This is a genomic window from Oleiharenicola sp. Vm1, assembly GCF_047777955.1.
Classification (GTDB): domain Bacteria; phylum Verrucomicrobiota; class Verrucomicrobiia; order Opitutales; family Opitutaceae; genus Didemnitutus.
This window is the reverse complement of sequence record NZ_CP180537.1, coordinates 825,921-851,349: the sequence shown is the minus strand read 5'-3', so window position 1 is coordinate 851,349 and position 25,429 is coordinate 825,921. Positions and strand designations below refer to the sequence as shown.

Annotated in this window: 15 protein-coding genes and 2 pseudogenes; 9 read left to right on the top strand and 8 right to left on the bottom strand. The window is 69.5% G+C overall.

Annotated features, from left to right (window positions below; translation table 11 throughout):
* Window positions 1-571: 571 nt before the first annotated feature.
* The 4 genes and pseudogenes from ACMYLB_RS04665 to ACMYLB_RS04650 form a co-directional block, all read left to right on the top strand.
* Window positions 572-2,182 (top strand): annotated as a pseudogene (locus ACMYLB_RS04665) (glycosyltransferase); the annotation flags it as partial.
* A gap of 154 nt (window positions 2,183-2,336) precedes the next feature.
* Complete coding sequence (locus ACMYLB_RS04660) at window positions 2,337-3,761, top strand: O-antigen ligase family protein (RefSeq protein WP_415909802.1); 1,425 nt, start codon at window positions 2,337-2,339, stop codon at window positions 3,759-3,761.
* Between the two features lie 59 nt (window positions 3,762-3,820).
* Window positions 3,821-5,053 (top strand): rod shape-determining protein RodA, encoded by a 1,233-nt coding sequence (gene rodA, locus ACMYLB_RS04655; RefSeq protein ID WP_415909801.1) that lies wholly within the window; start codon window positions 3,821-3,823, stop codon window positions 5,051-5,053.
* Between the two features lie 108 nt (window positions 5,054-5,161).
* A complete protein-coding gene (locus ACMYLB_RS04650; RefSeq protein ID WP_415909800.1) occupies window positions 5,162-6,916 on the top strand; it encodes an Rne/Rng family ribonuclease in 1,755 nt (584 codons plus the stop codon).
* A 126-nt stretch (window positions 6,917-7,042) separates the two neighbouring features.
* Here the strand turns inward: ACMYLB_RS04650 and ACMYLB_RS04645 are convergent, their stop codons facing one another.
* Together ACMYLB_RS04645 and ACMYLB_RS04640 are read right to left on the bottom strand one after the other, a co-directional pair.
* The gene (locus tag ACMYLB_RS04645; protein WP_415909799.1) at window positions 7,043-7,693 is read right to left on the bottom strand and encodes an FMN-dependent NADH-azoreductase; all 651 of its coding nucleotides are present in this window, start codon (window positions 7,691-7,693) and stop codon (window positions 7,043-7,045) included.
* A gap of 90 nt (window positions 7,694-7,783) precedes the next feature.
* A complete protein-coding gene (locus ACMYLB_RS04640; protein ID WP_415909798.1) occupies window positions 7,784-8,140 on the bottom strand; it encodes a winged helix-turn-helix transcriptional regulator in 357 nt (118 codons plus the stop codon).
* A 516-nt stretch (window positions 8,141-8,656) separates the two neighbouring features.
* On the opposite strand from ACMYLB_RS04640, the gene ACMYLB_RS04635 reads away from it, so the two are divergent.
* Window positions 8,657-10,903, top strand: coding sequence for a hypothetical protein (locus ACMYLB_RS04635; RefSeq protein ID WP_415909797.1), 2,247 nt, complete (start codon window positions 8,657-8,659; stop codon window positions 10,901-10,903).
* A 43-nt stretch (window positions 10,904-10,946) separates the two neighbouring features.
* Here the strand turns inward: ACMYLB_RS04635 and ACMYLB_RS04630 are convergent, their stop codons facing one another.
* Entirely contained in the window at window positions 10,947-11,450 is a 504-nt protein-coding gene (locus tag ACMYLB_RS04630; RefSeq protein ID WP_415909796.1) for a hypothetical protein, read from the bottom strand.
* A gap of 356 nt (window positions 11,451-11,806) precedes the next feature.
* Here ACMYLB_RS04630 and ACMYLB_RS04625 point away from each other — a divergent pair, with 356 nt between their 5' ends.
* Window positions 11,807-13,789 (top strand): rhamnogalacturonan lyase, encoded by a 1,983-nt coding sequence (locus tag ACMYLB_RS04625; protein ID WP_415909795.1) that lies wholly within the window; start codon window positions 11,807-11,809, stop codon window positions 13,787-13,789.
* Between the two features lie 108 nt (window positions 13,790-13,897).
* On the opposite strand, the pseudogene rrtA reads toward ACMYLB_RS04625, so the two are convergent.
* The 3 genes and pseudogenes from rrtA to ACMYLB_RS04610 all read right to left on the bottom strand — a co-directional run.
* A pseudogene (gene rrtA / locus ACMYLB_RS04620) lies at window positions 13,898-14,320 on the bottom strand (rhombosortase); the annotation flags it as partial.
* 90 nt (window positions 14,321-14,410) lie between these two features.
* Entirely contained in the window at window positions 14,411-15,880 is a 1,470-nt protein-coding gene (locus ACMYLB_RS04615; protein ID WP_415909794.1) for an immunoglobulin domain-containing protein, read from the bottom strand.
* Entirely contained in the window at window positions 15,870-16,568 is a 699-nt protein-coding gene (locus ACMYLB_RS04610; protein WP_415909793.1) for a hypothetical protein, read from the bottom strand. The genes ACMYLB_RS04615 and ACMYLB_RS04610 overlap by 11 nt, the downstream gene beginning before the upstream one ends.
* Window positions 16,569-16,806: 238 nt before the next feature.
* Here ACMYLB_RS04610 and ACMYLB_RS04605 point away from each other — a divergent pair, with 238 nt between their 5' ends.
* The 3 genes from ACMYLB_RS04605 (at window position 16,807) to ACMYLB_RS04595 (ending at window position 21,896) form a co-directional block, all read left to right on the top strand.
* The gene (locus tag ACMYLB_RS04605; RefSeq protein WP_415909792.1) at window positions 16,807-18,822 is read left to right on the top strand and encodes a secretin N-terminal domain-containing protein; all 2,016 of its coding nucleotides are present in this window, start codon (window positions 16,807-16,809) and stop codon (window positions 18,820-18,822) included.
* 2 nt (window positions 18,823-18,824) lie between these two features.
* Window positions 18,825-20,525: a GspE/PulE family protein gene (locus tag ACMYLB_RS04600; protein ID WP_415909791.1), complete on the top strand. Its 1,701-nt coding sequence runs from the start codon at window positions 18,825-18,827 to the stop codon at window positions 20,523-20,525.
* Window positions 20,526-20,642: 117 nt separating this feature from the next.
* Window positions 20,643-21,896, top strand: a complete 1,254-nt coding sequence (locus ACMYLB_RS04595) for a type II secretion system F family protein (protein ID WP_415909790.1) — start codon at window positions 20,643-20,645, stop codon at window positions 21,894-21,896.
* Between the two features lie 140 nt (window positions 21,897-22,036).
* On the opposite strand, the gene ACMYLB_RS04590 is transcribed toward ACMYLB_RS04595, so the two are convergent.
* A complete protein-coding gene (locus ACMYLB_RS04590) occupies window positions 22,037-23,680 on the bottom strand; it encodes a DUF1501 domain-containing protein (protein WP_415909789.1) in 1,644 nt (547 codons plus the stop codon).
* Entirely contained in the window at window positions 23,677-25,359 is a 1,683-nt protein-coding gene (locus tag ACMYLB_RS04585; protein ID WP_415909788.1) for a DUF1800 domain-containing protein, read from the bottom strand. Before ACMYLB_RS04585 ends, ACMYLB_RS04590 begins: the two co-directional genes overlap by 4 nt.
* Window positions 25,360-25,429: the final 70 nt, after the last annotated feature.

Sequence of the window (25,429 nt, the reverse complement as noted above, 5' to 3'; positions counted from 1 at the left end):
GGCTTCGCATTGGGTGGCGCCGGCCGACTACGGCGTCTACGGTCTCTTCGTCAGCCTGACGCCGCTCGGGCTGGGCGTCGTGCAGGCCGGGCTGCTGAAGTTTGTCTCGCGCCACTGGCCGGAGGAACGCGCGCGGCTGCGGCGGGGCGTGCTGCGCTCCTTCTGGCGGAAAACGCCGTGGCTGCTCGGCGCGGCGGCGCTCGTGGCGTGCTTCGTGCCGGCGCCCTGGCCGCTCGCGTTCCCGGCGCTGGCGGTGGCGGCCACGGCCCTCGCGCTGCAGGCGCTGGTGCAGACCGCGCTGCAGGCGGAGCGCGAGAACTGGCGCGACTTCGGCGCCGGCCTCGTCGCGTCGTCGCTGCGCACGCTGCTGCCGCTGGCGCTCTACGCCGGCGTGGCGGCGCAGCTGGGGAGCCTGCTGGGCGGGTTCGCGCTGCACGCGGTGCTCGCGGCCGCGGCGGCCTGGCTGATCGGCGGCTGGACGCACACGGCCGCGGGCGATTCCGCCGATCCCGCGGGCCGCGCCACCTACGAGGGGCCGCGCTTCGTCGTGCTGGCCCTGGCCGGGTGGATCATGGGCGCGAGCGGCCGCTCGATCGTCCTGGGTTTCTTCGGCGCCGAGGAGGCCGGCTACTTCACCCTCGCCAGCAACGTCGCGCTCGTCGTCGTGTCGGTCCTCTTCGCGCTGGTGCAGCAATTCGTGCAGCCGCGGCTGTTTGTCGCCGCCGGCTCCGGCGCCGCCGACGCGCCGCGGCTGGCGCGGATCACGGACGCAACCGGGCTGGCCTTCCTGCTGGCGGGCGTCGCGGGGCTGCTCGCGCTCGCCGCGCTGCTGCCGCACCTCGTGGGCTCGCTGGTCGGCCCGTCCTACGCGGCCGCGACGCACTGGGTGCTGCCGGCCGGCTGCTATCACCTCGCCATCCTCGGCTCGACCTTCCCGCACCTGCTGCTGCTGGCGGCCCGCCGGGAACGCGCGTGCGGCCCCCGAGCTCGCGTCCGCGCTCGTCCTGCTCGCCGGCGCGATCGGCACCGCCGCGTGGGGCGCGGAGCCGTTCCGCTGGTTCGCGCTCTTCAGCCCGGTGATCCCGTGGCTGACCGCGCGTCCGCTGGCGCGGCGGGCGCTGAACCGGGAGGTGGCGGCGTGAGCTCCGGGGGCAGACTCCGCGTGCTGCACGCGATCACGCACCTCGGGCTCGGCGGGGCCGAGGTGGTCGCGCTCACGCTCCTGCGCGAGCTGCAGGCCGAGTGCGACTTCGCCGTCTTCACCGTGCACGGGCAGAGCGGCGACGAGGTGGGCCGCGCGATGGAGCGGGAGCTGGCGCAGCGGTCGATTCCGTGGTTTCGCGGCACGCGGGTGCCGAACAAATTCGGCGGCCCGGTGACCGGCGGCTGGGCGCTGCACCGTGCGCTGCGGGATTTTCGGCCCGACATCGTCCACTGCCACGCCGAGCCGGCGGAGGCGTGCGCGGCGGTGGCCGCGCTGCTGGCGCGGCCGATGCCTCCGCTCGTGCGCACCGTGCACAACAGCATGTATTGGCGCTTCTGGCCGCGCGTGGGGCGCTGGTGCGACCGGCGCCTGCGCGCGGCGCGGATCGCGTGCGTCTCGGCCGCGGCGCAGGAGGAATTCCTGCGCTACCGCGCCGCGAGCGGCGCCGGCGCGCCGCCCGACGACCCCGAGGTCATCTACAACGGCGTCGACGTCCCGCGGCATCCGCCCCGGGCGCGCCCGCTGCATCCGGGGCGCGTGCGCGTGCTGTTCGCCGGCCGCTTCGAGCCGGAGAAGGGGCCCGACCTGCTCTGCCGCGCGCTGCCGGCGGTGGAGTTGCCGCCGGGAACCGAGGGCGAGCTCGTGCTGGTCGGCCGCGGCCGGCTAGCGCCGCAGGTCGCGCAGCTGGCCGCCGCGCCCCCGCGCGGCTGGCGCGTCCTCGTGCAGCCGCCGACGGCGGACCTGCCGCGGCTGATGGAATCCTTCGACGTGCTGGTCGCACCCTCGCGCTGCGAGGGCCTCGGGCTGGTGGCGATCGAGGCGGTCTGCGTCGGCCTGCCGGTCGTGGCGGCCGACGCCCAGGGCCTGCGCGAGACGCTGCCGCCCGATCACCCGTGGCGGGCGCGGGTGGACGACGCGGCGGACCTCGCCGCGCAGCTCTCCGCGGCGCTCCGGCAGGCGGATCGATGGGCGGAGGCCGGCGCGCGCGCCCAGGCGTTCGCGGCGGAGCGCTTCAGCCCGGAGCGGATGGCGCGCGCCTACGCGGCGCTCTACCGCCGAACGGCCCACCCTCCTGAGCGCGCGGCGCGGCTCGGGAGTTGCATGCGCGCGGCGCAGGCGTTGGTCTGGCCCCATGTCTCCCTCGCTGCGCAACGCCCTGATCGCGATCGGCGCCGCGCTCATCGCCTGCTGGGCGGGCTGGGAGATCGCCGAGGGCAGCTACGTGCTGCCGCTGCTGCTCGCCCTGGTCTGCGTCGTCGCCGTGTCCTCGCGCCTGACCGGCGTGGGCGCGAACGTGGCGTTTCTCGGCGTCCTGCTGGTCGGCTACCTCGTCGGCAACCGCGGCTTCGCCCAGCTGATGCCGGCGCCCGGCCTCCCGCTCCTGCCCGCGGAGCTCTGCCTGCTCGTCACGGTGCCCTGGATGATCGCGCAGGCGGCGCTGGCGCGGGAGCTGCCCATGCGGCGCGATGCGCTGAACTGGGCGGTGCTGGCCTGGATGGTCGTGGGCAGCGCGCGGGTGATGTTCGACGTGCGCGGCTACGGCCTGCTGGCGCTGCGCGACTTCGCCACGGTCTACTACGCGGCGTTCTTCTTCGTCGCGCAGCACCTCGCCCGCGATCCGGCGGCGCGGCGCCACCTGCTGCACGCGATCATGATCGGCACGATCGCGATCCTGCCGGTGTTCCTGCTGTCGGAGGCGTTCCCCGCCTTCTTCCTCGAGCGCCTGCGCGTGCTCGGCGTGCCGCTGATCTACTACAAGGGCGACCTGGTCTACACGTTCATGATGGTGGGCGCGGTGCTGATCTTCCAGTGGGCGGACGGCGCCGCGCGCACGGCGGGCAAGGTGTTTTCCGTCGTGCTCTTCCTGGTGGTCGCGAGCTCGGACAGCCGCGCCTCGCTGCTGGGCGGGCTGGTCGCGATGGCGCTGCTGGCGGCCAGCCGGCGGCCCCGTTTCGCCGTGCTCCAGGGCGGCGCGATGGCGGCGGCGTTCGTAGCGCTGGTGTTCGTGGCCCAGCTGACGGAGAATTCTTGGGCCGAGCGCAAGCGCGACGCGGTGATCGACCGCCTCGTATCGGTCGTGGACGTCTCCGGCGTCGCCGTCTATCGCGACGCCGAGAACGCGTTCAAGGCCGGCAACAACCAGTTCCGCCTCGTCTGGTGGCGGAACGTCGCGCGGGAGACCTGGGCCGGCAACCCGCTGCTCGGGCTCGGCTTCGGCTACGACCTGGCGAGGAATTTCGTGCGCGAGTATTCGCCGGATGCGCTGGACGACTTCACGGCGCGGAGCCCGCACAGCATCCTCATGACGGCGTTCGGGCGCATGGGCGCGCTCGGGCTGCTGTCGCTCCTCTTCGTCGCCGGTGCGCTGCTGCAGGTCACGCGGCGCCGGCTGCGGACGGCGACGGCGCCGCTCGAGTGGGGCGTCGCGGTGGCGCCGTGGGTCATCCTGACCAGCGCCTGCTTCGGCGTGGTGCTGGAGGGACCGATGGGGGCGGTGCCGTTCTGGGTGCTGCTCGGGCTGATCAACGCCGAGGCGCCCGACGAGGCGGCGGCGTGATTTCCGCGACTGCGCCATTGCGCGCGCGCGGCGGCCGCGTTTAATCGCGGGTCTTCCCTGTGAGAATCGCCCGCGGCATCGATCTGGCGCAGTTTTTCAAGCTCACGACGCGTGAGCGGTCGGATTGGATCAATCCGACGTGCATGGGCGTGCTCTCGACCTTCGGGGTGTTCTTCATCTACAGCGCGCAGGCGGCCACGAACGGCGACCAGTGGATCAAGCAGCTGTTCTACCTCGGGCTTGGTGTCGTGGTCTACGCGGCGACGGCGCTGCTCGATTACCGGCTGTGGCTGAAATACGCGCACTGGGTCTACCTGGCGGCGCTGGTCAGCCTGGTGCTGGTGCTGGTGCCATTCATCGGCACGACGCACGGTATGGGCGCGCGGCGCTGGATCGAGTTGCCGGGGCTGGGCGCGTTCCAGCCCTCGGAGGTGGGCAAGATCGCCGTGCTCCTGGCCACGGCCTCGATCCTCACGGGCAACCGCCTCGGCACGGTGCGCGACTCGCTGCAGGTGCTGATCAAGTTAGCCCTTGCGGTGGGTATACCCATGTTGTTCATAGTGGCCGAACCCGACCTCGGTAGCGCTCTTGCGATCGCGCCCATGGTCTTCGCCATGCTTTTCGTCTCCAACCTCTCGCTGCGTTTCTTTGCCGGGGCGTTGGGCGTGTTCGTGTTGCTCGTCGGCATCGTCGCGCTCGACGTGGCCAGCTATGCGAAGTTCATGGACGAGAACGATCTCGACTACACGCGCGACCGCGGCGCCTACGAGGCCCACGCCTGGCTGCCGCTGAAGGATTACCAGCGCAACCGCGTGCTGGCGTTCTGGAATCCCGACAAGGTCGAGCGCACCGGCATCGGCTGGAACCAGATCCAGTCCCGCATCTCGGTCGGCTCCGGCGGGCTCGTGGGCAAGGGCTGGACCGAGGGCACGCAGGCCAAGCTCGGCTACCTGCCGCGCGCGGTCGCGCACAACGATTTCATCTTCTCCGTCATCGCGGAGGAGAAAGGTTTCCTGGGAAGCATTGCCGTCATCGGCTTGTTCGGAGTGATGTTGTGGAACGGGGTCCGCATTGCCGGCCTCGCCCGCGACCGCTTCGGGATGCTGCTCGTCATCGGCGTTACCGCGCTGCTGTCCGTGCACATCTTCGTGAACATCGCCATGACCGTCGGCCTCGTGCCGGTGAAAGGCATCCCGCTTCCCTTCATCAGCTACGGCGGCACCTTTGTGCTCAGCTGCTGCTTGCTGCAAGGACTGGTCCAAAGCGTCTATCGTTTCCGGAGGGACTTCTAATGGTCGCCTCCCCCGATATTGACCGCTTTGCCGGAATCTCCTGCGCGCAGCCGTCCCCCACCGAGGCGTCCGCCGACGTCAACACCCCCCAACGGCACACGCCACACCATGAACGATCAACCCGCCCAATCTGGCGCCCCGGAGTCTGCCCGGGACGCCGCCGCTCGCCATGAAGAGGAGCTCCAGCAGCCTCCGCCTCTGAAAAACAGCGAACCGGTCACGTCCGCCCAACTTAACGCCGAAGCCAAGGAACGCTCCACGCAGCGCCCGCTCCTCCAAAAGATCCTCAGCATCTTCCAAAAGGAAAAGAGCACCTTTCGCGAACTGGTCATCAACTCCGAGCCCCTCGAGAAGCGCGTCGCGCTCCTCGTGAACGGCGTCCTCGATCGCTTCGAGATCGAGCGCGAGTCCGACAACCGCATGGTCGGCGGCATCTACAAGGGCCGCATCAAGAACCTCGATCCGGGCCTCAAGGCCGCCTTCGTCGACATCGGTTACTCCAAGAACGCGTTCCTCCACTACTGGGACATGCTCCCGGCCGCCGCCGACTCCTCCGTCGAGGTCGTGCGCGTGAACAAGAAGAAGAACGCCGAGCCGCGCAAGGCCGAGCCGACGGTCAAGGACATCCCCAACCTCTATCCCCCGGGCAGCGAGATCGTCATCCAGGTCACCAAGGGCCCCATCGGCACCAAGGGCCCGCGCACGACGACCAACCTCTCCATCCCCGGCCGCTACCTCATCCTCACGCCGTTCTCCGACGGCTGCGGCATCTCGCGCAAGATCGAGGATCCGCAGGAGCGCAAGCGCCTCAAGACGCTCATCAACGAGCTTACGATCCCGGAAGGCATGGGCGTCATCGTCCGCACCGCCGGCGAGGGCAAGAAAGCCCGTTACTTCGTCCGCGACCTCCACCTGCTCCTCAAGAAGTGGGAGGAGATCCAGCGCAAGATGGAGAACGACCGCGCGCCGGCCTGCCTCTACCAGGAGCCCGACATCGTCGAGCGCACCGTCCGCGACTTCCTCACCGAGGACATCGACCGCGTGCTCATCGACAACGAGGCGGACTTCAAGCGCACCCAGGACCTCGTCTCGCTCATCTCGTCGCGCTCCCGCGGCAAGATCGCCTACTACAAGGACAGCATCCCGGTCTTCGAGCGCTACAACATCGAGCGCCAGATCGAGCAGACCTTCCAGCGCCGCGTCACGCTGCCCTCCGGCGGCGAGATCGTGATCGACGAGACCGAGGCGCTCATCGCCATCGACGTCAACACCGGCTCCCACAAGTCGAAGCACGGCGACGAGAAGAACACGATCTTCCAGGTGAACATGGAAGCCGCCACCGAGATGGCGCGCCAGATCCGGCTCCGCAACATCGGCGGCCTGATCATCATGGACTTCATCGACATGAAGGAACGGCGCCACCGCCAGTCCGTCTACGACCGCATGGTCGAGCTCATGTCGGAGGACAAGGCCAAGACCCACATCCTGCCCATCTCGCAGCTCGGCATCATGCAGATGACGCGCCAGCGCCAGCAGGAGTCGCTCTCGGCCAACATCTACACCGGCTGCCCCTACTGCCACGGCCGCGGCATCGTGAAGAGCGCGACGACCATGTCGGTCGAGCTCCAGCGCCGCCTCTCGTCCGTCGCGCGCCGCCTGCAAAACCGCAAGGACAGCAAGGAATACTCGCTGCGCGTGCACGTGCACCCGTCGATCCTCGAGCGCCTCCGCGCCGAGGACGCCGACCTGCTCGTGCGCATGGAGAAGCTCTTCGGCGTCAAGCTGGCCTTCCGCGCCGACCCGAACTACCACGTCGAAAACTTCAAGATCATCAACGCGCTCACGAACGAGGAATACCGGTGACGGTGGTCCGAGGGATTGATTCCGTTTCCCCGGATCAATTCCGTTTTTGAGAGGTTGTAATTCTGTTTCCGACCCGGCCCTTCCCAGGGCCGGGTCTTCTATTTAGTTGCCCAAGAGCCTCAGCGCTCATGCCGGGCGCGCAGTCACCGGATCGTCCACGGTGCGGCGGAGGCGGTTCTCGGCGGCGAGCAGCGACGGCGGCACCATACCCTGCTTCGCCTCGGCTTCGCCAACTTCAATGAAAGTCAGGTCTCCGAACCCCAGAAACTCGAGCACGGCACCGAGATGGGAGCGAAGAAAATTGACTGAAGCCAGCGACCCGTCCCGCAGAAATGCGGGATTCCCGGCGGCCACGACGACAAAAACGGGCTTGGGCCGGAGCAGGGGAAGATAGCGCTCTCCCCCGGGTCCGACCTCGATCCGGAACGTCCGACCGACGCGAATGATTTGTTCGAGCCAGAGCTTGAGGACCGCAGGCATGCCGAAGTTGTAGAGTGGCGTGCCGATGATGACGGCATCGGCGGAATCGAGCTCGTCGATCAATCGCTCGCTTTCCGCGAGACTGGGATGCCGCTCGGAGCCGGGGACGCGGCTGTAGGCGGCGGCGATCCAGTCCTGGTTGATCGCGGTGGGCGGAGCCTGGCCGATGTCGCGGGTGACGATCTCACCGGCGGGTCGAGCGGCCAGCCAGGCCTGGGCCAGGCGCATGGTGAGCTGGCGGGTGATGGAGCGATCGCGACGGGCGCTGGCGTTGAGAACAAGAAGACGGGATTTCATGGGCCGGCATCCTAGCCCAACTCCACGTCCGTTGCTTCGTCGCAAGAATGTGAGTCGCTCACATTCCGGTGACCGGCCTCCCGTGGCCAGTTACCGCGCCGCCTTGCGCCGCAAGTATTCCTGCCCCCAAATCTCCAGCTGCTTCATCAGGTCGGAGAGAGTGTGCCCTAAAGGCGTCAGCGCGTAATCGACGCGGACCGGGATCTCCGCGTGGACGGTGCGCGACACGACGCCGTCGGCCTCGAGCTGGCGGAGCTGCACCGTCAGGGCCTGCGCGGTCACACCCGGAAGGCGGGACTGGAGGGTGCCGAAGCGGGCGGTGCCATCGGCGAGGACATAGAGAATGGACGGCTTCCAGCGCCCGCGGATCACGTCGAGCGCAGCGCGAGTGGGGCAGAGGTCCTGAAGCGGGTCGACAGGCTGGGCGTAGCGGTCGGGAATTTTCACGGGAAACAGGCTCGAACTCCTAGTCGGAAACCCGCGAGCGTCCAATGAAGAAGCGTCTCGCTGCGGTCAGGCCAAGACGGTCGCACAAGGCGCCGCACTGAGGAAGGGCTGCGCCGTGACGGCATGTCCCAGCGTTCGTGCAGACAACCTGCCCCTGTAGCTTCCATCGCAATCGTCGCCGTCATCCTCACTCGCGGTCGGGAAATGTCGCGCAAGGTCATGGTCCGCGGGATTGATTCCGTTTTGACCGGTTTTGATTCTGTTTCCCACCCGACCCCTCCGCAGGCCGGGTCTCTCGTTTCCCGGGTCCGCGCAGCGACCCAACGCCTCCCGTCTCCGTCACCTCCCGGCAGACCTGCGCTTGCACCCAAGACGATCGTAGATAAATCACCCGGCGAATCCGGTCACCCTCCACGCCCGCTTCCGGCCCCGGGAGCCTCCTGACTTCCGTTGCCGAGCCCGCCCGCGGAGACGATCCGGTCCGGTCCCTCCACGCCGCGTCCATTCCCCGACCCCATGCCCTACCGTCCGTTCGCCGATCGTCGCGGCGCCAGCCGCGCCGTTCTTCTGGTCGCCACCGCCCTGCTCGTCGTCACCTTCGGCGTGGCGGCTTGGTTCTGGGGCGACATTCCCCACCGCTACCAGGCCGCGCAGGAAGTCCGCGCCGGCCGCGTCGCGCTGCTCGGCTCCGATCTGCCGACGGCCTTGGCGCACTTCCGGGCGGCCGCCCTGCTGCGGCCGGACGACGGGGACATCGTCCAACAATACGACCAAACGCAGGGGCGCTGGGTGCAGATGGTCGAGGGCAAGCTGGCCAAGCTCGAAGGCATCGCCGCGTATCGGGCGCTGCATGAGCTGCCGCCGACCGAGGAACTGCTCGTCGAGCCGCATCGCAGCCGGCTGCACGAGCGGGCCGCCGCCATCGAGGAGGATGCGCGGAAAGCGGTGGCGCAACAGCTGGCCGAGGCGACCGCGGCCACGGAGGCCGCCGAATTCGACCGCGCCTACGCCATCCTGAAACCCCTGGCGCCGGTGCAGGCGCTGATTCCTGACCTGGCCGCGCGCATCCAAGCGGTTCAGGAGGCGCAGATCGCACACGTCGTCGCGCAGGCGGAGCAGGACATGGACGGGAAACGCTTCCAGGAGGCGCGCGCGGCCCTGCAGACCATCGCGGCCATCGCCGGCGACAACCCATCCTATCGCGAGCTCGGTCCGGCCATCGACGCCGCGGAAGTGCGCGCCGCCCTGGAAAGCGTCCAGCAAGCGCTCCAGAAAGCCGACCTCGCGACCGCCCACGACCAACTCGAACGCGCCGAGAAGGTGAAGGCGCTGCCGGAGCAGGTCGCGGCGGCGCGGGAGAATTTCCTCCGCACGGCCCGCGACCAGCTGGCCGTCGAACTCGCGCGCGCCATCGTCGCCGGACAAAGCGAACCGATCACGGCCCTGATGGAAAAAGGCAAGACCTACGCCGGCTGGCGGCCGGTGCCGGCCGAGGCCCTGCTCAAGCCCGCCGACCTCGCTTCCTTCCTGCAAGCCCTCGAGTCGTTCGACCTCGGCACCAAGAGCCAGCAATCCTACGTCAACCGGCTGGACGTCCCGCTGGTGACCCTCTGCCGGACCAAGTTCCGCGACGCCGAGGTATCGGCGTTCCTGCGCGAGGGCTTCACGCGCTGGAGCCGGGTCGCCCAGGAAAACCGGCTGCCGGGCCTCGCCCTGCTCCTCGACGAGCAGGCGGGCAAATACGGCGCCACGTCCGACCACGAGTGGCGCAAAGCCGCCACCCAGGCGGCCATCGCCTCGACCTTCGTCACGATCGCCGTTGCGCCCCCGGACAAAAATGCCACCTCCCCCGCCGGACTGAACGAACCGGCCACGAACGCACTCCGCCAGGCGCTCCAAAGCAAGCTGGGCGCCTGGCCCAAGCTGGTCGACTACGATCCGAAACACCTCGCCACCGTCGTCTTCGTCGGGACCTACGACGGCTTCACCGCGGATCGCGCGGTCGACGAAGTCGTCACCAAATCCGTCCGTTATCAGAGCGGCACGCGCCAGGTGCGCAACGCCGAGGCCGAGGATCTCCATCTGCAATACACCGATCTGCTCGAGCGCCGCAACGCGGTCGTGGACTCCATCAACGACAAGCAGCGCACCCTCGACGAGCTGCAAAGAAACCAGAACGACGCCTACTCCCGCTCGCGCGCGGGCGATCTCGCCATCGACATCGCCTCCTCGAAGGCCCTGGTCAGCCAATGGGACCGCCGGCTGGACAGCCTCCGCGCGCAGGGCCGCTCCATGCCGCGCTATCTCACCGAGCCGGTCTACGCGGACGAAAAATACCAGATCAGGAAGCTCGTCTACACCTGCGGGCTGCACTGGAAGATCGACGCCCTGCTGCACGGCCAAACCGTGTCCGTGGCCCAGCGCACGGCCGAAACCACGTTCCGCACCGAGGAGGTCGTGGGCAACGCCAGCCACGGCGTCCCGGTCCGCAACGAGGACCCCGTGCCCGAGGAAAAACTGACGCGCCAGCTCGTGAAGCCGCTGGTGGCCAAAGCCAGCAACGTCGACGACCTGATCAGCGCCCTGCCCGATTTGACGCTGCAGTCCTTCCTCAATTTTCATAAGGCCAAGCAGACGTCGGACTACAAGATCGCGGACCAATGTGTCGCGCTCGTCTACGCCTGGGAGGCCGCCGGACAGAAAACCAGTTTCAAGGCCCACGCCTTCCAATACGCGCGCCAGCTGCTCAACCTGGCGGATTGAACGCGCCGCGCGCAGCGCCTCTGCTTCGCCGCCCCGGACCGCGTCACCGCAGCGCCACCACCAGCCGGAGAAAAACCATCTGTCCCGCCGCCGCCTGGTAGTGCGCCTGCCAGGATTGCGCGAGGTCGTTGGCCAGGATCGGCTCCTGCGTCACGCCCGCGCTCGACCAATTCACACCGTCGGTCGAGGCCTCGACGCGATAGGTGACATCGTCCGTGTCGCTCGGCCGGCGATACCAGAGGAACCAATGCTCATCGAGCTGACCGCCCTCCGGTAGCGCCTCTGGCGTGGCGGCGACATGGGGGTCGAGCCCGAGCGCGTATTTTTCCAGATTCGTCAGGCCGTCGCCCGTGCCCACCGCCTCCGGCGCGCTCACGCGCGCGTCGGCGAGCTCGTCCGTCGAGAAAACCTCCGCGGCCCACGCCGCATAGCCGTGCCGCGGCTCCGGCGGCGATAGACGCGCACGGGGCGCCGTCGATGCCGCCGCCCCGTGCAGGTTTTCCGCCACGGCTCCGGCCGGAGCGGCGCGGAACTCGCGCAAGCGCATCGCCAAGTCGTCTCCTGCGCGCCCGGGCAAGGGCGCGAGCGCCAGCAGCGCCCCGACCGCGGCGGGTCGGCCCCAAACGCTCCGTCGGCGCGCCAGGCGGATCATGGCGGCATTTCAGCGCTTCCCGCGCGCGCCGCAAGCCTGCGCCGCCGCGGTTTGACGGTCCGCGCGGCGCGCGCTCGCGTCCGCGGCGTTTTTGCCCGACCTCCTGCCGCAGGAAAACCCTGTCGCGAATGCCCAGATCGTCCGGATCGCGGCGCTGCCGCCCACGCTCCGGCGCCGCCATCCGCGCCCTCGGGCAATCCGTGGCCTCCCGGCCCTCGCTGACCCAACGCGCCTTCCCTCGCCACCCCGCCATGCCCTCCCTGCTTCGCCTTCCCGTCCTGCTCGCCGTCCTGCTCCTCGTCGCCCGCGCCGCGCCGATCGTCGAGCGCCTCGATCGCGGTGTCGTGGCGGTGCCCGAGGCGGACGGCAAGGTCTTCGTCAGCTGGCGCGTGCTCGCGTCCGATCCCGACGACGTCGCGTTCAACGTCTACCGCACCGTCGACGCGACGACCGCGAAGCTCAACGCCGCCCCGCTCGCCGGCCCGACGTGGCTCGTCGACGCCGACGCGCCGCTCGCGCACGCGACGACCTACACCGTCCGCGCCGTCGTCGCCGGACACGAGATCGCCGATCCCGCGACCGATCGCGGCTGCACCCTGCCCGCCGGGGCGCCGCGCGTGCCTTACCACGCGATCAAGCTCCAGACCCCCGCCGGCTACACGCCGAACGACGCCTCCGTCGGCGACCTCGACGGCGACGGCCGCTACGAGATCATCCTCCACCAAGCCGGCCGCGCTCGCGACAACTCCCAAGCCGGCCCGACCGACACGCCGATTTTCCAGGCCTACACGCTCGACGGAAAACTCCTCTGGACGATCAACCTCGGCAAAAACATCCGCGAGGGCGCGCACTACACCCAGTTTCTCGTCTACGACTTCGACGGCGACGGCCGCGCCGAGTTCGTCTGCAAGACCGCCGACGGCACCGTCGACGGCACGGGCAAGACCATCGGTGACGCGAACGCCGACTGGCGCGAGCCCGCCGGCGGCACCGCGCCGACCACCGATCACACCGGCGCCAGCGCCACGTCCGCCGGTCTCGTCGCCCGCCTCGAAGGCCGCATCCTGCGCGGCCCGGAATACCTCACCGTCTTCGACGGCCGCACCGGCGCCGCGCTCGCCACCGCGCCCTACGTGCCGCACCGGCATCCCGAGACCGACAATCCCACGCCCGAACAGCTGAAAGCCGTCTGGGGCGACGCCTACGGCAACCGCTCCGATCGTTTTCTCGCCTGTGTCGCCTACCTCGACGGCACGCATCCGAGCCTCGTCATGTGCCGCGGCTACTACACGCGCACCGTGCTCGCCGCGTGGGACTGGCGCGACGGCAAGCTGAGCCGGCGCTGGGTGTTCGACTCCGACGACGGCACGCCCGGCAACGAAAAGTTCCGCGGCCAGGGCAACCACAACCTCTCCGTCGCCGACGTCGACGGCGACGGGCGCGACGAGATCATCTACGGCGCGTGTGTGATCGACGACAACGGCCAAGGGCTCTACTCGACCGGCTGGGGCCACGGCGACGCGATCCACGTCGGCGACCTCGACCCGGCCAACCCCGGCCTCGAGGTCATGAGCATCCAGGAACGCTTCGACGCGCAGGGCATCAACGTCCGCGACGCCCGCACCGGCCGCCCGATCCTCACCGTGCCCTCCGTGAAGGCGGCGACCGAGGGCGGCGACAAGGGCGAAGGCCCCGGCCGCGGCAACGCCTTCAACATCGACCCGCGCTTCCCCGGCGCCGAGGTCTGGGCCGCCGGCGCCGGCATGGACGGGCTCTACACGCTGCGCGGCGAGAAATTCCTCGCCCACCGCCCGCGCGGCTTCCCGTGCAACTTCGGCATTCTCTGGGACGGCGACCTGCTGCACGAGCTGCTCGACGGCAACCGCATCGTGAAATGGAACTGGCACACCAACTCCCTCGACCCGCTGCTCGTCGCCGCGGAGTGCGTCTCCAACAACGGCACGAAATCCACGCCCGCGCTCAGCGTCGACCTCTGGGGCGACTGGCGCGAGGAGGTCATCTGGCGCACGCGCGACAACCAGGAGCTGCGCATCTACACCTCCACGATTCCGACGAAGCATCGCCTCCTCACGCTGATGCACGACCCGCAATACCGCCTCAGCATCGCCTGGCAGAACGTCGCCTACAACCAGCCGCCCCACCCCGGCTTCTACCTCGACGAGTCCGCCCCGCTCCCGCCGAAGCCGCGCGTGCAGTTCCGACCGCTCAAGTGACGCCCGGCCGGCCCGCGGCCCGCCGCCGTTGGCGCCACGCCACCACCCCCACGCGACCAAGGCGTAGCCGACCGCCGCCAGGTGCGCGCTGGTGGCCACCTTCACGCCGGGATCGTCGAACGCGATGAAGCCGCCGCCGTGGCCGCCCTTCCAGATCTCGTAGCCCAGCTCGACGACATAGATGACGGCGATCGCCGGCCAGAACCAGTCGCGCAGGTCGCCCTTCCAGCCGCGCGCCGCGAGCAGGAGCAGCAGGCCGAGGTTCACCGCGCTGAGCCCGGCGTAGCGCGCCATCGTCGGATCGAGCCAATACAGCACCGCGCAGATCACCGGCGGCATCGCCAGCAGGCCGATCGCGCTGTCGCGGGGAAACTCGCGGCCGAGCGTCCAGCCGATGATCAGCAGCAACCCGCCGTCGGCGAGGAAGTGCGGCCAGCCGAAGTGGACGATCTGCGCGGTCCAGATCCGCCACCACTCGCCGTGCGCCAGCGCCGTGCGGTCGTAAATGAGCGCCTCCCGCCAGGCCGGCACCAGCTGCACGGCGAGGGCGCAAGAAAAGCCGCCGGGTAGAACCACGGCGGCGTCCCGAAGCGGGAGAGTTTCGGCAGCGCCATGCCGCCGTTATTGGCGGCGCTGGCGCCAGCGTGCAAGCGCGGCGAGGGCGAGCGCGGCGACGAACCAGTGGCTCGGCGCCCCGCCGCCGCCCCCACCACCGCCGCCGGTTGACGGCGTCGAGACGGCGTTCACGGTGAGCGCGGCGGTGCTGCTCGTGACCGAGCCGACGCTGTTCGCGACCGTGACGGTGTAGTTGCCGGAATCCGAGGTCTGCACGCCGGTCAGACTGAGCGTGGTGCCCGTGGCGCCGGCGATCGCACTGCCGTTCTTGTTCCACTGGTAGGTGGGGTTGGGCTTGCCGGTCGCGACGACGCTGAACACGACGTTCGCGCCGACCGTGACGGACTGGCTGAGCGGCTGCGTCGTGATCGTGGGCGCGGAATCCGGGATGATCGGCGCGAACGTGAAGGTGAGGTTCACGTTGCTGCCCCACTCGCCGTCCCAGCCGTCGACCGCGAAGTAGTAGGTGGTGCCTTGCGTGACCGACAGCGTGATGATGCTGGTGCGATTGCGGGTCTGCGAGGAGCTCTGGGACGCGGGTTCGACGTCGTCGTTCGAGGCGACCAGCGTGAGCGCGTTCACGGCCGTGCCGGTGTAGGCGGCGAGGAGCGTGTCGAAGCTCGTGCCCGCGGTCTTCACCTCGAGCGAGCCGTTGTAGGTGGCGGTCCACTTCCACCAGATCGAGGCGCCGCCGGCTTCCGAGGCGTGGTTGGGTTCGCCCGATTCCTTGCCGGCGTTCACGCTCGAGCCGGTGAGCGTAACGGTGTTGCTGGCGGGAATCGTGACCGCGGTGGCGTTGGCGAACAGGTCGTTGGCCGGGCCGGTCGTGACGCCGGGCACGGCGTAGAGGTATTGGGCGCCGTCCATGTCGTCGCGCGTGGCGGCGTCGATGTCGCTGATGTGGCTGCTCATGATCGCCGAGACGGTCTGGCCGTATTCGTCGGGGTGATCGAGGCCGAGCACGTGGCCGAGCTCGTGGATCGCGACGCGCCGGAGGTCGAGGACGCCCGACTGGCGTGCGCCGCGGTAGGAATTCCACGTGTAGGCCGTGTTGAAGACGATGTCCGACTGGGTGCGGCGGTAGGTGCCGTCGGACGACGGCGTCGAGGAGCGGTAGGAGGTCGTGACGGCGAGGACGTTGGTCTCGAACGCCGTGCCGAACACGTCGCTGGCGAAGAAGAGCTCGTTGACGCCGTTGCGGTCGCCTCCCGCGCCGGCCGCGGCGATGGTGGGAGCGAACTGGACGTTGCGCACGATGGCGTTCCAGGCGTCCATCGCCGCCTGGGCGCTGGTGCTGTAGTTGGTGCCGTCCTGCAGCGTGGGCGTGGTGCCGAGCTTGATCTGCATCGGGATCGAGCCGTTCGCCCAGAGGACGCGCGCCGATCCGTTGCGAATGACCTCGTAGGCCGGGGCCAGCACCGCGGCGGCGAGGGCGCCGGCGGCGAGGAGGGTGCGGAGGAGGAGCTTATTTGACATTGTTCTTCCCTCCGTTCTTCGCGGCGGCGCGGGCGTCGCGGATGCTCTGCTTGAACTCGGCGACGCTCAGCGCGTCGGAAATCTTGAGCTGCCGGCGCAGCAGCTGCGCCTCCTTGCCCTCGGCCAGCGGCAGGGCGACCTCCGCAGTGGCGGAGAGCGGCAGGCCGTTGGCGCGCGCGACGTAGTCGCGGCCAGTGGCCTTGTCGCGCTTGATCGGATAGAGGCCGTGCATCACGCCGTAGAGCGGGTAGAAGCTCGTGCCGTTGTCCTTCACGAAATAGATGCTGTCGTCGCCGACCACGAAGTGCGGCACGCCCTCGACCACGAGCTCGCCGTCGTCGGAGGTCCTGCCTCCCAGCGCCGTGAGCACGACCTTCGCCGGCGGCGTGCCGGCGATCACCTCGCTCACCTCGATCTCGACGAGGGTGAACGGCACCTCGCGGCCGTCCTGCTGGCGGATCTCGTTGGTCAGGCTCTTCACCTTGCCGCGGACGACATAGTCGGAGCTCGCCGCGAGATCGGAGAAATCGGGTGGGATTACGGTCGTGGCGCGCATCGGGCTGACCAGAGTCAGCAGAGTCGCGCAGAGGAGGAGGGAGCGGAGCGGGCGCATGGGGATCATCAGGATGGCATTGAGCGCGCTGGGGCGGGCTCGTGCCGGCTTCATACGGGTGTTGGGTTTGGTCATTACCGTCGCATGACTCGTGCGGCGAGTCGCCGGGCCCAGCGACAAAGCTGTCGTGGTTTTCGTCCATCGCAAGCGTCCGTTGTTCCCGCTCGCGTCGTCGCGGGGGGACGAGCGGGCGCTTTTTTGGGACGGACGCGGCACTTGCCATCGCCCCGGCGGGAGTTTCAACTAGCCATCTGCAACTTTTCGACGCGGGCCACGTCAAACAGCGTTAATCCCACTGCCCCGGCCTTCCTGCATGAAGCTCCCTTTCCCTCGCCTCGCCGTTTGCGCCCTCACGCTGGCCACCCTGCTCCCGCCGCTCCCCGCGCAAACTCCGCCGGCTCCCGCCTCGACCATGCCCTCCGACGCCGTCGGGCCGCTCGACCTCCGCGAGGAGAGCATCGACCAGGTGCTCGCGCTCGTCGAGCGCTTCACCGGCAAGACCGTCTTGCGTCCGCAGGCGCTCCCGGCCGCGACGATCACGGTGCGCTTCAAGGAGAGCGTCACGCGCGAGGAGGCCATGCGCGCCCTCGAGACGCTGCTCAACCTCAACGGCGTCGCCCTCACGCCGATGGGCGACCACTTCATCAAGGTCACCGCGCTCAACCTCGCCAAGTCCGAGGCGCCGGAGCTGATCGACGGCTCCACCCTCGCGCTGCCGCCCAGCGGCCGCATCGTCAGCAAGGTTTTCCAGCTGAACTTCCTCCGCGTCGCCGAGTTCATGCCCCAGGTCGCCGGCCTGCTCTCGCCCAACACCGGCAGCCCGCCCGTCATCTTCGAGAAGGCCAACGCCGCGCTCGTCACCGACTCGCTCACCAACCTCCAGCGCATCGAGACGCTCCTCAACCGCCTCGACCAGCCCGCGCTCGGCGGCATCACCCCGAAGTTCTACACCCTGCACTTCGCCAAGGCCTCCGACGTGGTGAACAAGATGCGCACCATCCTCTCCGGCGCGCTCCAGGCCCAGCTCGGCACCGCGACCTCCTACAACGCCGACGACCGCACCAACCAAATCGTCGTCATCTCCGACCCGCGCCAGATCGCGTTCTTCGACGACCTCATCGGCAAACTCGACGTCAAGTCCGACCCGAACACCCGCAACGAGGTCATCTACCTCAAGCACGCCGCCTCCAAGGACGTCGCGCAAATCCTCTCCCAGCTCGTCGCCGGCCAGAACAACGCCGCCAAGGCGCAGGAATCGGGCCGCCCCAACACCATGGCCGTCACCGCCACCGCGCCCGCCGCCCCCGGCGCCGCTCCGGCGCCCATCGCCGTCGTCCCCGCCGGCCTCACCCTCGGCGCCGAGCCGTCCAACCAGTTCAGCACGCTGCTGACGATCTTCGCCGACGAGCGCAGCAACTCCATCGTCGTCTCCGGCACCGTCGACGACATCCGCCTCATCAACGACCTCGTCAACAAGCTCGACATCCTGCTCGCCCAGGTGCGCATCGAGGTCGTCATCGCCGAGGTCACCCTCACCGACAACGCCAGCTCCGGCATCAGCGCGCTGGGCTTGAAGGTCGAGGGCGACAAGCTCGTCGGCGGCCAGGCCACCTTCGCCGGCGGCACCGCCACCAACGTCACCGCGACCCGCCAGGCGACCGGCGACCTCGACCTCGCCGCCGAGATCGGCCTCACCACCACCCCGCGCAAGAGCAACGCCACCATCCTCTCCGTGCCGAACATCATGACGACGCACAACAAGGAGGCCACCATCTTCGTCGGCGAGCAGCGCCCGGTCATCAGCAGCTACCTCAACGACTCCACCACCACCGGCACCACCACCGGCACGGGCTACCGCTCCACCGTTTCGTCCAAGGACATCGGCATCTCGCTCAAGGTGAAGCCGCTCATCGGCAACGACGGCTCCGTCCAGCTCGAGGTCACGCAGGAGGTGAACGACATTCTCGGCGACATCACCATCGACGGCAACCCGCAGCCCCGCATCGGCCGGCGCAGCACCTCCAACTTCGTCAGCGCCCGCAGCGGCGAGACCATCGTCCTCGGCGGCCTCCAGCGCACCTCCAAGTCCAAGAGCACGTCGCGCCTCGGCCCCATCCCGATCCTCGGCGACCTGCTCGGCACCCGCTCGCGCGAGGACACGCGCACCGACCTCGTGTTCTTCCTCCGCCCCACCGTCCTCGCCAACACCGCGGCCGACAACGCCCCCGCCCTCCAGCAGATCGACAAGCTGTCGCCGAAGGAGCGCGACCCGATCCGCAACGCCATCGGCCAGCCGCTGCCGGACCCGAAGAAGCAATCCTCCCGCTGACCATGCCCGCCACGCCGGCCGCCACGCCCGAATTCCTGCGCGACTGGCCCGACGCGGACCAGCTTCGCCAGCTCCGCGAAGCGCCCCGCGGCGAGCGCCAGGAACTCCTCGCCGTCTTCCGCAATCTCGCGCCCGGCGCCGTCCTGCCGTTCCTCGCCGAGCAGACGCGCCTGCCCGTCGTGCCCAGCCTGGCCGCGGACGCCGACGCCATCAGCATCCTGCCCGCCCGCCTCGTGCACGATTACCAGGTGCTGCCCGTCCGCCTGGGCGAGGCCAAGGGCGACGGCGACGGCCCGCTCCACCTCGCCACCTCCTGGCCGCCCGACGACGACGTGCGCGACTGGGTCGCCGTCTTCACCGCGCGCCCCGTGCAATGGCACCTCGCCGCCGCCGACCGCCTCCGCCAGCTCATCATCGAGAACTACGGCGTCGGCGCGGGCAGCATCGAGGACGACACCGACGAGCCCGACACTTTCGCCTCCGGCCAAGCGCTCAACATCGAGGCCGACGCCGACGCCGCCGTCGTGCGCTTCGTCCGCGACATCATCGCCCAGGCCATCGAGGACGGCGCCACCGACATCCATTTCGAACCGCAGGAAGGCCAGCTCCGCATCCGCTACCGCGTCGACGGCCTGCTCGTCCCCGTCCCGGTCCCGGAAAACCTGCTGCGTTACCAAGACGCCATCATCTCGCGCCTGAAGATCATGGCGCGCCTCAACATCTCGGAAAAACGCCTGCCGCAGGACGGCCGCATCAACTTCAAGGCCGGCGACAACGTCCTCGATATCCGCGTCTCGACCATCCCGACCATCTACGCCGAGTCCGTCTCGCTCCGCCTCCTCAACCAGAAGAAGGAAGCCTACACGATGGACCGGCTCGGCATGGATGAGTCCGAGCAGGCCGTCATCACCAAGGTCCTCGACTACCCGCACGGCATCATCCTCGTCACCGGTCCGACCGGCTCCGGCAAGTCGACCTCGCTGAACGCCTTTCTCCGCAAGATCAACTCGACCGACCTCCGCATCGTCACCGTCGAGGACCCGATCGAATACGAGGTGCCCGGCTCGAACCAGATGCAGGTCCGTCCCGAGATCGGCCTCACCTTCGCCAGCGCGCTGCGCCACGTCCTCCGCCAGGACCCCGACGTCATCATGGTCGGCGAAATCCGCGACCGCGAGACGGCCGACATCGCCATCCGCGCCTCGCTCACGGGTCACCTGGTCTTCTCGACGCTGCACACGAACGACGCTCCCGGCGCCATCACGCGCCTGATCGACATGGGCATCGAGCCGTTCCTCGTCGCCTCCTCGATCGAGCTCGTCATCGCGCAGCGCCTCGTCCGCCGCCTCTGCCCCGACTGCGCCGGCCGGGAGCCGATCAGCGCGATGAAGCTGCGCGACACGCTCGCGATCCTCGGTCTCGACGCCGCGCTCGCCGACGGCGTCACGCACGTCCCGAAGCCCTGCGGCTGCGAGCGCTGCCGCAACACCGGCTATCGCGGCCGCATCGGCCTCTTCGAGATCCTCAAGCCCGACGAGTCGCTGCACGACCTCATCGTCCACCGCGAGTCGACCCGCGCCCTCGCCAAGGTCGCCCGCGACCACGGCATGCGCACCCTCCAGCAATCCGGCTGGGCCAAGGTCATGGCCGGCCACACCACGCTCGAGGAAGTCCTCCGCGTGATCACGGTGGCGGAGAAATGATCCAGCAGTTGAGAGTTGAGGGTTCAGAGTTGAGAGTCTCGAACCACCGGTTCCTCGTATCGCCTTCTGCCGCCTGCTTGGTTCTCAACCCTCAACTCTCAACCCTCAACTAGCCGCGTGCCCCGCTTCGCCTACACCGCCCGCTCCGCGAACGGCCAGACCGTCGAGGCGACGCTCGACGCCCCCAGCCGCAAGGACGCCGCCCGCCTCCTCGCCGCGCGCGGGCTGCAGCCGGTCCGCCTGAGCGAGATCGGCGCCCCCGCCGCGGCAAAGAAGAGCGCGGCGGTCGCCGACGCCCTGCCCGCGCTCTTCGCCGAGCGCGGCGCGCACCGCCAGTTCAGCGACAAGCTCCAGCTGCCGTTCTTCCAGTCGCTCTCCGACCTCATCGGCAGCGGCCTGCCCGCCGGCGAGGCCGTGCGCCTGCTCAGCCAGCGCCTGCAGGAGCCGCAGCTGCGCGGGCTCTGCGTCGCGCTCTGGGAACGCCTCAGCGAGGGCCTGCCGCTCTCGCAGGCGATGGAGTCGCTGCCGGGCACGTTCAGCACCCACGCCGTCAACCTCATCGCCGCCGGCGAGGCCACGGGCAACCTCCGCGAAGTGCTGCAGCGCCTCATCCAGCACTACACCCAGCAGCGCGAGATCCGCCGCTCGCTCGCCGCCGCGCTCTCCTATCCGGTCTTCGTCTGCGTGATCGCGATCGGCGTCATCCTCTTCTTCATCTTCTTCCTCCTGCCGCGCCTCCAGACGCTGCTCAGCTCGCTCGGCGGCAAGATGCCCTGGGCCACGCGGCTGCTCGTCGGCCTGTCGGACTTCCTCATCCGCTACGGCCTCATCGTCGTGGTCGGCGCCGTGCTCACCGCCGTCTTCTTCTGGCGCTGGCGCAAGAGCCAGCCCGGCCGCGCCGCCACCGACGCCTGGCTCGTGCGCGCGCCGTTCACCGGCCGCTTCGTCACCGCCGCCACCGTGCAAAGCTTCGCCTCCACCCTCGCCGTGCTGCTGGAGAACGGCGTCACCACCGCCGAGGCGCTGCGCATGACCGAGCGCACCATCGCCAACCGCTCGCTCCAGGCCGCCTTCCGCGACGCCACCAGCCGCGTGCTCGAGGGCGAGAGCCTCTCCTCCTCGCTGGCCAAGACCGACTGCTTCCCGCCGCTGGTCATCGACCGGCTCGCCGTCGGCGAGAGCACCGGCCAGCTCGCCCCCAGCCTGCGCGCCATCTCCGCCTCCTACCAGGACGACCTGGCACGCCAGGTGAACCTCCTCACGCAGGTCATCTCCACCGGCGTGCTGCTCTCCGCCTTCCTCTTCGTCGCCTTCATCGCCTACGCCATCGTCAGCGCCGTCTTCCAGGTCAGCGCGAGCTTCAAGTTCTGAGCGATCGCGCCTCGCGCACCACCGCCCGCCTTGTCCGCGGAGCGCACGCGCGAAGGCGCCGGCATGATCGCAGCTGACGCCAGCGAACCAGACCCGACGGCGGCGCGGATCGATCCCGGTTCCCTTCCGGCGCGGCGAGGTCAGCGCGCTTCGTCCGGCGTCCGGTCGGGCTGGGCCGCACGCTCGGCGGCGAGCCGGGCCTTGCGGTCGGCGAGCTTCTTCAGCAACAGGGCGCCGCCGATGGCCGCTGCACCGAGGATCGTCGGCGAACCGCCGCCGCCGCCTCCGCCGCCGCCCGAGGAACCGCTGCCGCCGCCCGTGCCCGTGCCGGTCCCGCCCGAGCCGGGCGAACCGGTGCCGCCCGTGCCGCCGGACGCCGGGCTGCTCGTCATCAGGCCGAGCTCGGGCCGGCCGCCGAAGCGGCTGCTGAACGCCGGCAACACGTAATCCAGATCGCCCGCGCCGACGCCGAACCAGCTGAGCAGGTCGCGCGCGTATTCGTCGACGGCGATGCCGGGCACGAGGCGCCCCTGGCCGGTGTCGTAGCTCGCGAGCTGCTGGAAGTCGGGATAGTAGCCCTGGTCCCGGTTACCCGCGACGCGGCCGCCGGCGACCGCGCCGCCGAGCACGAAGTGGTTGCCGCCCCAGGCGTGGTCGGAGCCGTTGCCGTTCGAGGTGAGCGTGCGCGCAAAGTCGGAGGCGGTGAAGAGCGTGACGTTGTTCTGCAGGCCGACCTCGCCGAGCGCGGTGTGGAAGAAGCCGACGGCCTGGCTGACGGTGCGGAGCATGGTCACCTGGTTGTTGAGGAGCTCGTCGTGGTGGTCCCAGCCGCCGAGCTGGACGAAGAACACCTGGCGCTTCACGCCGAGCTTGCCGTTCACCGAGGCGATCTTGGCGATCATGGCGAGGTTGCTGGCGAGCGAATTGCCGGAGGGCACGGCGGTGGCGAGCGTCACGCCGCTGAGCGCGCCGGAGAACTCGTAGTAGGCGTCGACCGCGTCGGCCGTGCTGCCGCCGTAGCTTTTCTCGAAGAGGCTGCGGTAGTCGGCCTCGAGCAGGCTGTCGGCCGCGGCGGTGCGGAGCGCGTTGAGGTTGTTCTTCGCCGCCGGATCGTAGCCGCTGAGCGCGGTGGCGCCGCTGGCGGAGACGGTGTAGCCGAACGAGCGCTCGCCGGTGAGGAACGTGTTCTGGCCGGAGAGCGAGATGAGCATGGAGACCATGCTCGGGGAGTTGAGCGACTTGATGATGTCGGCGGCGCGGCCGCCCCAGCCGACGGCGGTGCGCTGGTCGGGCATGCACGTCTGCCACTGCTTGATCTGGTCGGCGTGCGAGTAGAGCGAGACCGGGCGGTATTTGTTGGCCTTGTAGTCGGCCAGCGTCGTCGGCCGCACGAGCGAACCGACGTTGGCGACGAAGGCGAGCCGGCCGGCGGCGAAGAGGTCGCGCACCTCGGTCATCGACGGGTGCACGCCCAGCGTGCGGCCGCCGAGGTTCGACGGCGTGATCTGGAGCAGCGTGTCCTTCGCCAGCGCGAGGTTGCCGCGCACCTTGGCGTAGGCGTCGTATTCCGCGCCCGTGGTGGGCACGAGCATGTTGAACGAGTCGTTGCCGCCGGCGAGGAAGAGGCAGACGAGCGCCTTGTAGTCCGACGACGCGGTCTGGGCGGCGAGGGAGTTGGCGAGGCGGAGCGAGAGCAGCGTGGAGAGGACGGCGGTGCCCTTGACGCCGGCGCAGCTGGCCTGGCCGATGAACTCGCGGCGGGAGATGGGGTGCGGCGCGCTCACTTGAGGATGGCGTAGTCGGGCGACAGCGTCACGAGGTAGACGGCGAGACGCGCGCGCTGCTGGTTGAGGTTGCTGCCATTGGGCACCATGCCGGCGGTGATACCGTTGACGGCGGCGAGGATCTTCGTGCGGCTGTCGGCGCTGAGCGTGCCGTGGGTGAGGAGCAGGTCGAGGTTGTCGAGCAGCGCCTCGGGGCTGGCCGCGAGCGCCTCCTGGGCGGAGAGGTCGAGGCGCATGTTGCCCGTGCCGCTGTTGAGGAGGGTGTTGAGCGCGTTGGGGAACGCGACGGCGGTGACGGCGTTGAGGATCTGGAATTCCGGACCGACCAGCCGCGCGTTCGAGATCGCGCCGGGCGGTTCGTAGTCGGGCGAGTAGAAGTTGAACACCGACGGCGAGCCGAGGGGAAACTGCCCCATCGAACTCTCGGTGAACGCGCCGAGGTCGTAGGGGATGACGGTCGTGCCGACGGCGAGGGTGAACTTGAAGGCGCGGAGCACGTGCGTGAGACGCAGGAACGGCTCGCGCAGCTTGCCGTGCTCGGGATCGGTGAGCATCGCGAGCCCGCGCGCCTCGTTGTCGAGGAGGATGGCCTTCACCACCGCCAGCAGGTCGCCGCGCACGCCGGCGCCGTTGTTGGCGAACACGGCGGCGACGCGGCCGACGTAGGCGTCGCTGGGGTTCGAGGTGACGAGGCGCTGGATGAGCAGGCGGGAGATGAACGGGGCGCAGCTCGGATGCTCGATCAGGTTGTCGAGCGCGTCGCTGACGTCGGCGAGGCCGGCCTGGCCCGCGGGCAGGTTCGGTTTCCGCGCGCCGGCGTAGGCGAGCAGCGTCTTCGCGCCGGTGTCGTGCTGGCCCTCCCACATGCGCATGGGGCTGGTGTAGTCCGCGGTGGCGCTCGGGAAATCGGTGCGGCCCGTGCCGGTGCCGGTGTTGTTGGTGCTCTCGTCGGTGAAGCCGGTGAAGACGCGCGCGAATTCGGTGATGTTGTCGTTGGTGTAGGTCTCGAGCGGGCGGCCGGTGCCGTCGGTGACGTAGGTGCCGTTGGCGTTGAGCTGGTAGAGGCCGATGGTGAAGAGCTGCATCACCTCGCGGGCGTAGTTCTCGTCGGGGCGCGTGCCGGTGGCCGGGTTGGCCTTGCGGTTTTTGTAGTGACTGAGGTAACGGCCCATCATCGGGTGCCGCGTCACGTCCAGCATCAGCGTCTTGAAGTTGCCGAGCGCGTTGCGGGCGAGCATGTCCCACCAGCTCGAGGAGCCGTCGCCGGCATTGGCGATGGTCGTGTCGGCGTCGGACACGACCAGAATCTGGCTCAGCGCGTAGGCGACGCGCTGGCGCAGCTGGTCGGGCGCGGTGAGCATGACCTGCGTGCGGGCGCGGCGGTTGTGGTTCTTGTCGCTGGTGGTGAACGAGCCGGCGGCGCGCGCGGCGGCGAGGATGTCGAGCGCCTTCGTCTGCGGCCGGCTCGCCTGGAGGTCGAACCAGGCGCTGTAGTTGTAGCCGAGCTGGCGGAGCTCCGCGATCGCGTCGCTGGTCGGACCGAAAGTCGCCTGGGCGAGGAAGCGCGACGCCTGTTCGTCGGCGGTGAGATTGGTGTCGGGCGAGACGGCGGCTGCCGCCGCCCCGGCGAAGCCGAGGGAAAACAGCGCAGCCAGCAACGCTCGCGGGGCCCGAGTCACGCGGCGCATCTTCGCCGCGCGCGCACGCGGCTCAAGCCGGGAAACGGCGGGCGGCGCGATTTAACAAGCC

Excerpts from the sequence above, each read along its gene's own strand:
- ACMYLB_RS04660 (WP_415909802.1), top strand. The coding sequence starts at position 2,337 with ATGTCTCCCTCGCTGCGCAACGCCCTGATCGCGATCGGCGCCGCGCTC.
- ACMYLB_RS04650 (WP_415909800.1), top strand. The coding sequence starts at position 5,162 with ATGAACGATCAACCCGCCCAATCTGGCGCCCCGGAGTCTGCCCGGGAC.
- ACMYLB_RS04645 (WP_415909799.1), bottom strand. The coding sequence starts at position 7,693 with ATGAAATCCCGTCTTCTTGTTCTCAACGCCAGCGCCCGTCGCGATCGC.
- ACMYLB_RS04635 (WP_415909797.1), top strand. The coding sequence starts at position 8,657 with ATGCCCTACCGTCCGTTCGCCGATCGTCGCGGCGCCAGCCGCGCCGTT.
- ACMYLB_RS04630 (WP_415909796.1), bottom strand. The coding sequence starts at position 11,450 with ATGCGCTTGCGCGAGTTCCGCGCCGCTCCGGCCGGAGCCGTGGCGGAA.
- ACMYLB_RS04625 (WP_415909795.1), top strand. The coding sequence starts at position 11,807 with ATGCCCTCCCTGCTTCGCCTTCCCGTCCTGCTCGCCGTCCTGCTCCTC.
- ACMYLB_RS04615 (WP_415909794.1), bottom strand. The coding sequence starts at position 15,880 with ATGTCAAATAAGCTCCTCCTCCGCACCCTCCTCGCCGCCGGCGCCCTC.
- ACMYLB_RS04610 (WP_415909793.1), bottom strand. The coding sequence starts at position 16,568 with ATGACCAAACCCAACACCCGTATGAAGCCGGCACGAGCCCGCCCCAGC.
- ACMYLB_RS04605 (WP_415909792.1), top strand. The coding sequence starts at position 16,807 with ATGAAGCTCCCTTTCCCTCGCCTCGCCGTTTGCGCCCTCACGCTGGCC.
- ACMYLB_RS04600 (WP_415909791.1), top strand. The coding sequence starts at position 18,825 with ATGCCCGCCACGCCGGCCGCCACGCCCGAATTCCTGCGCGACTGGCCC.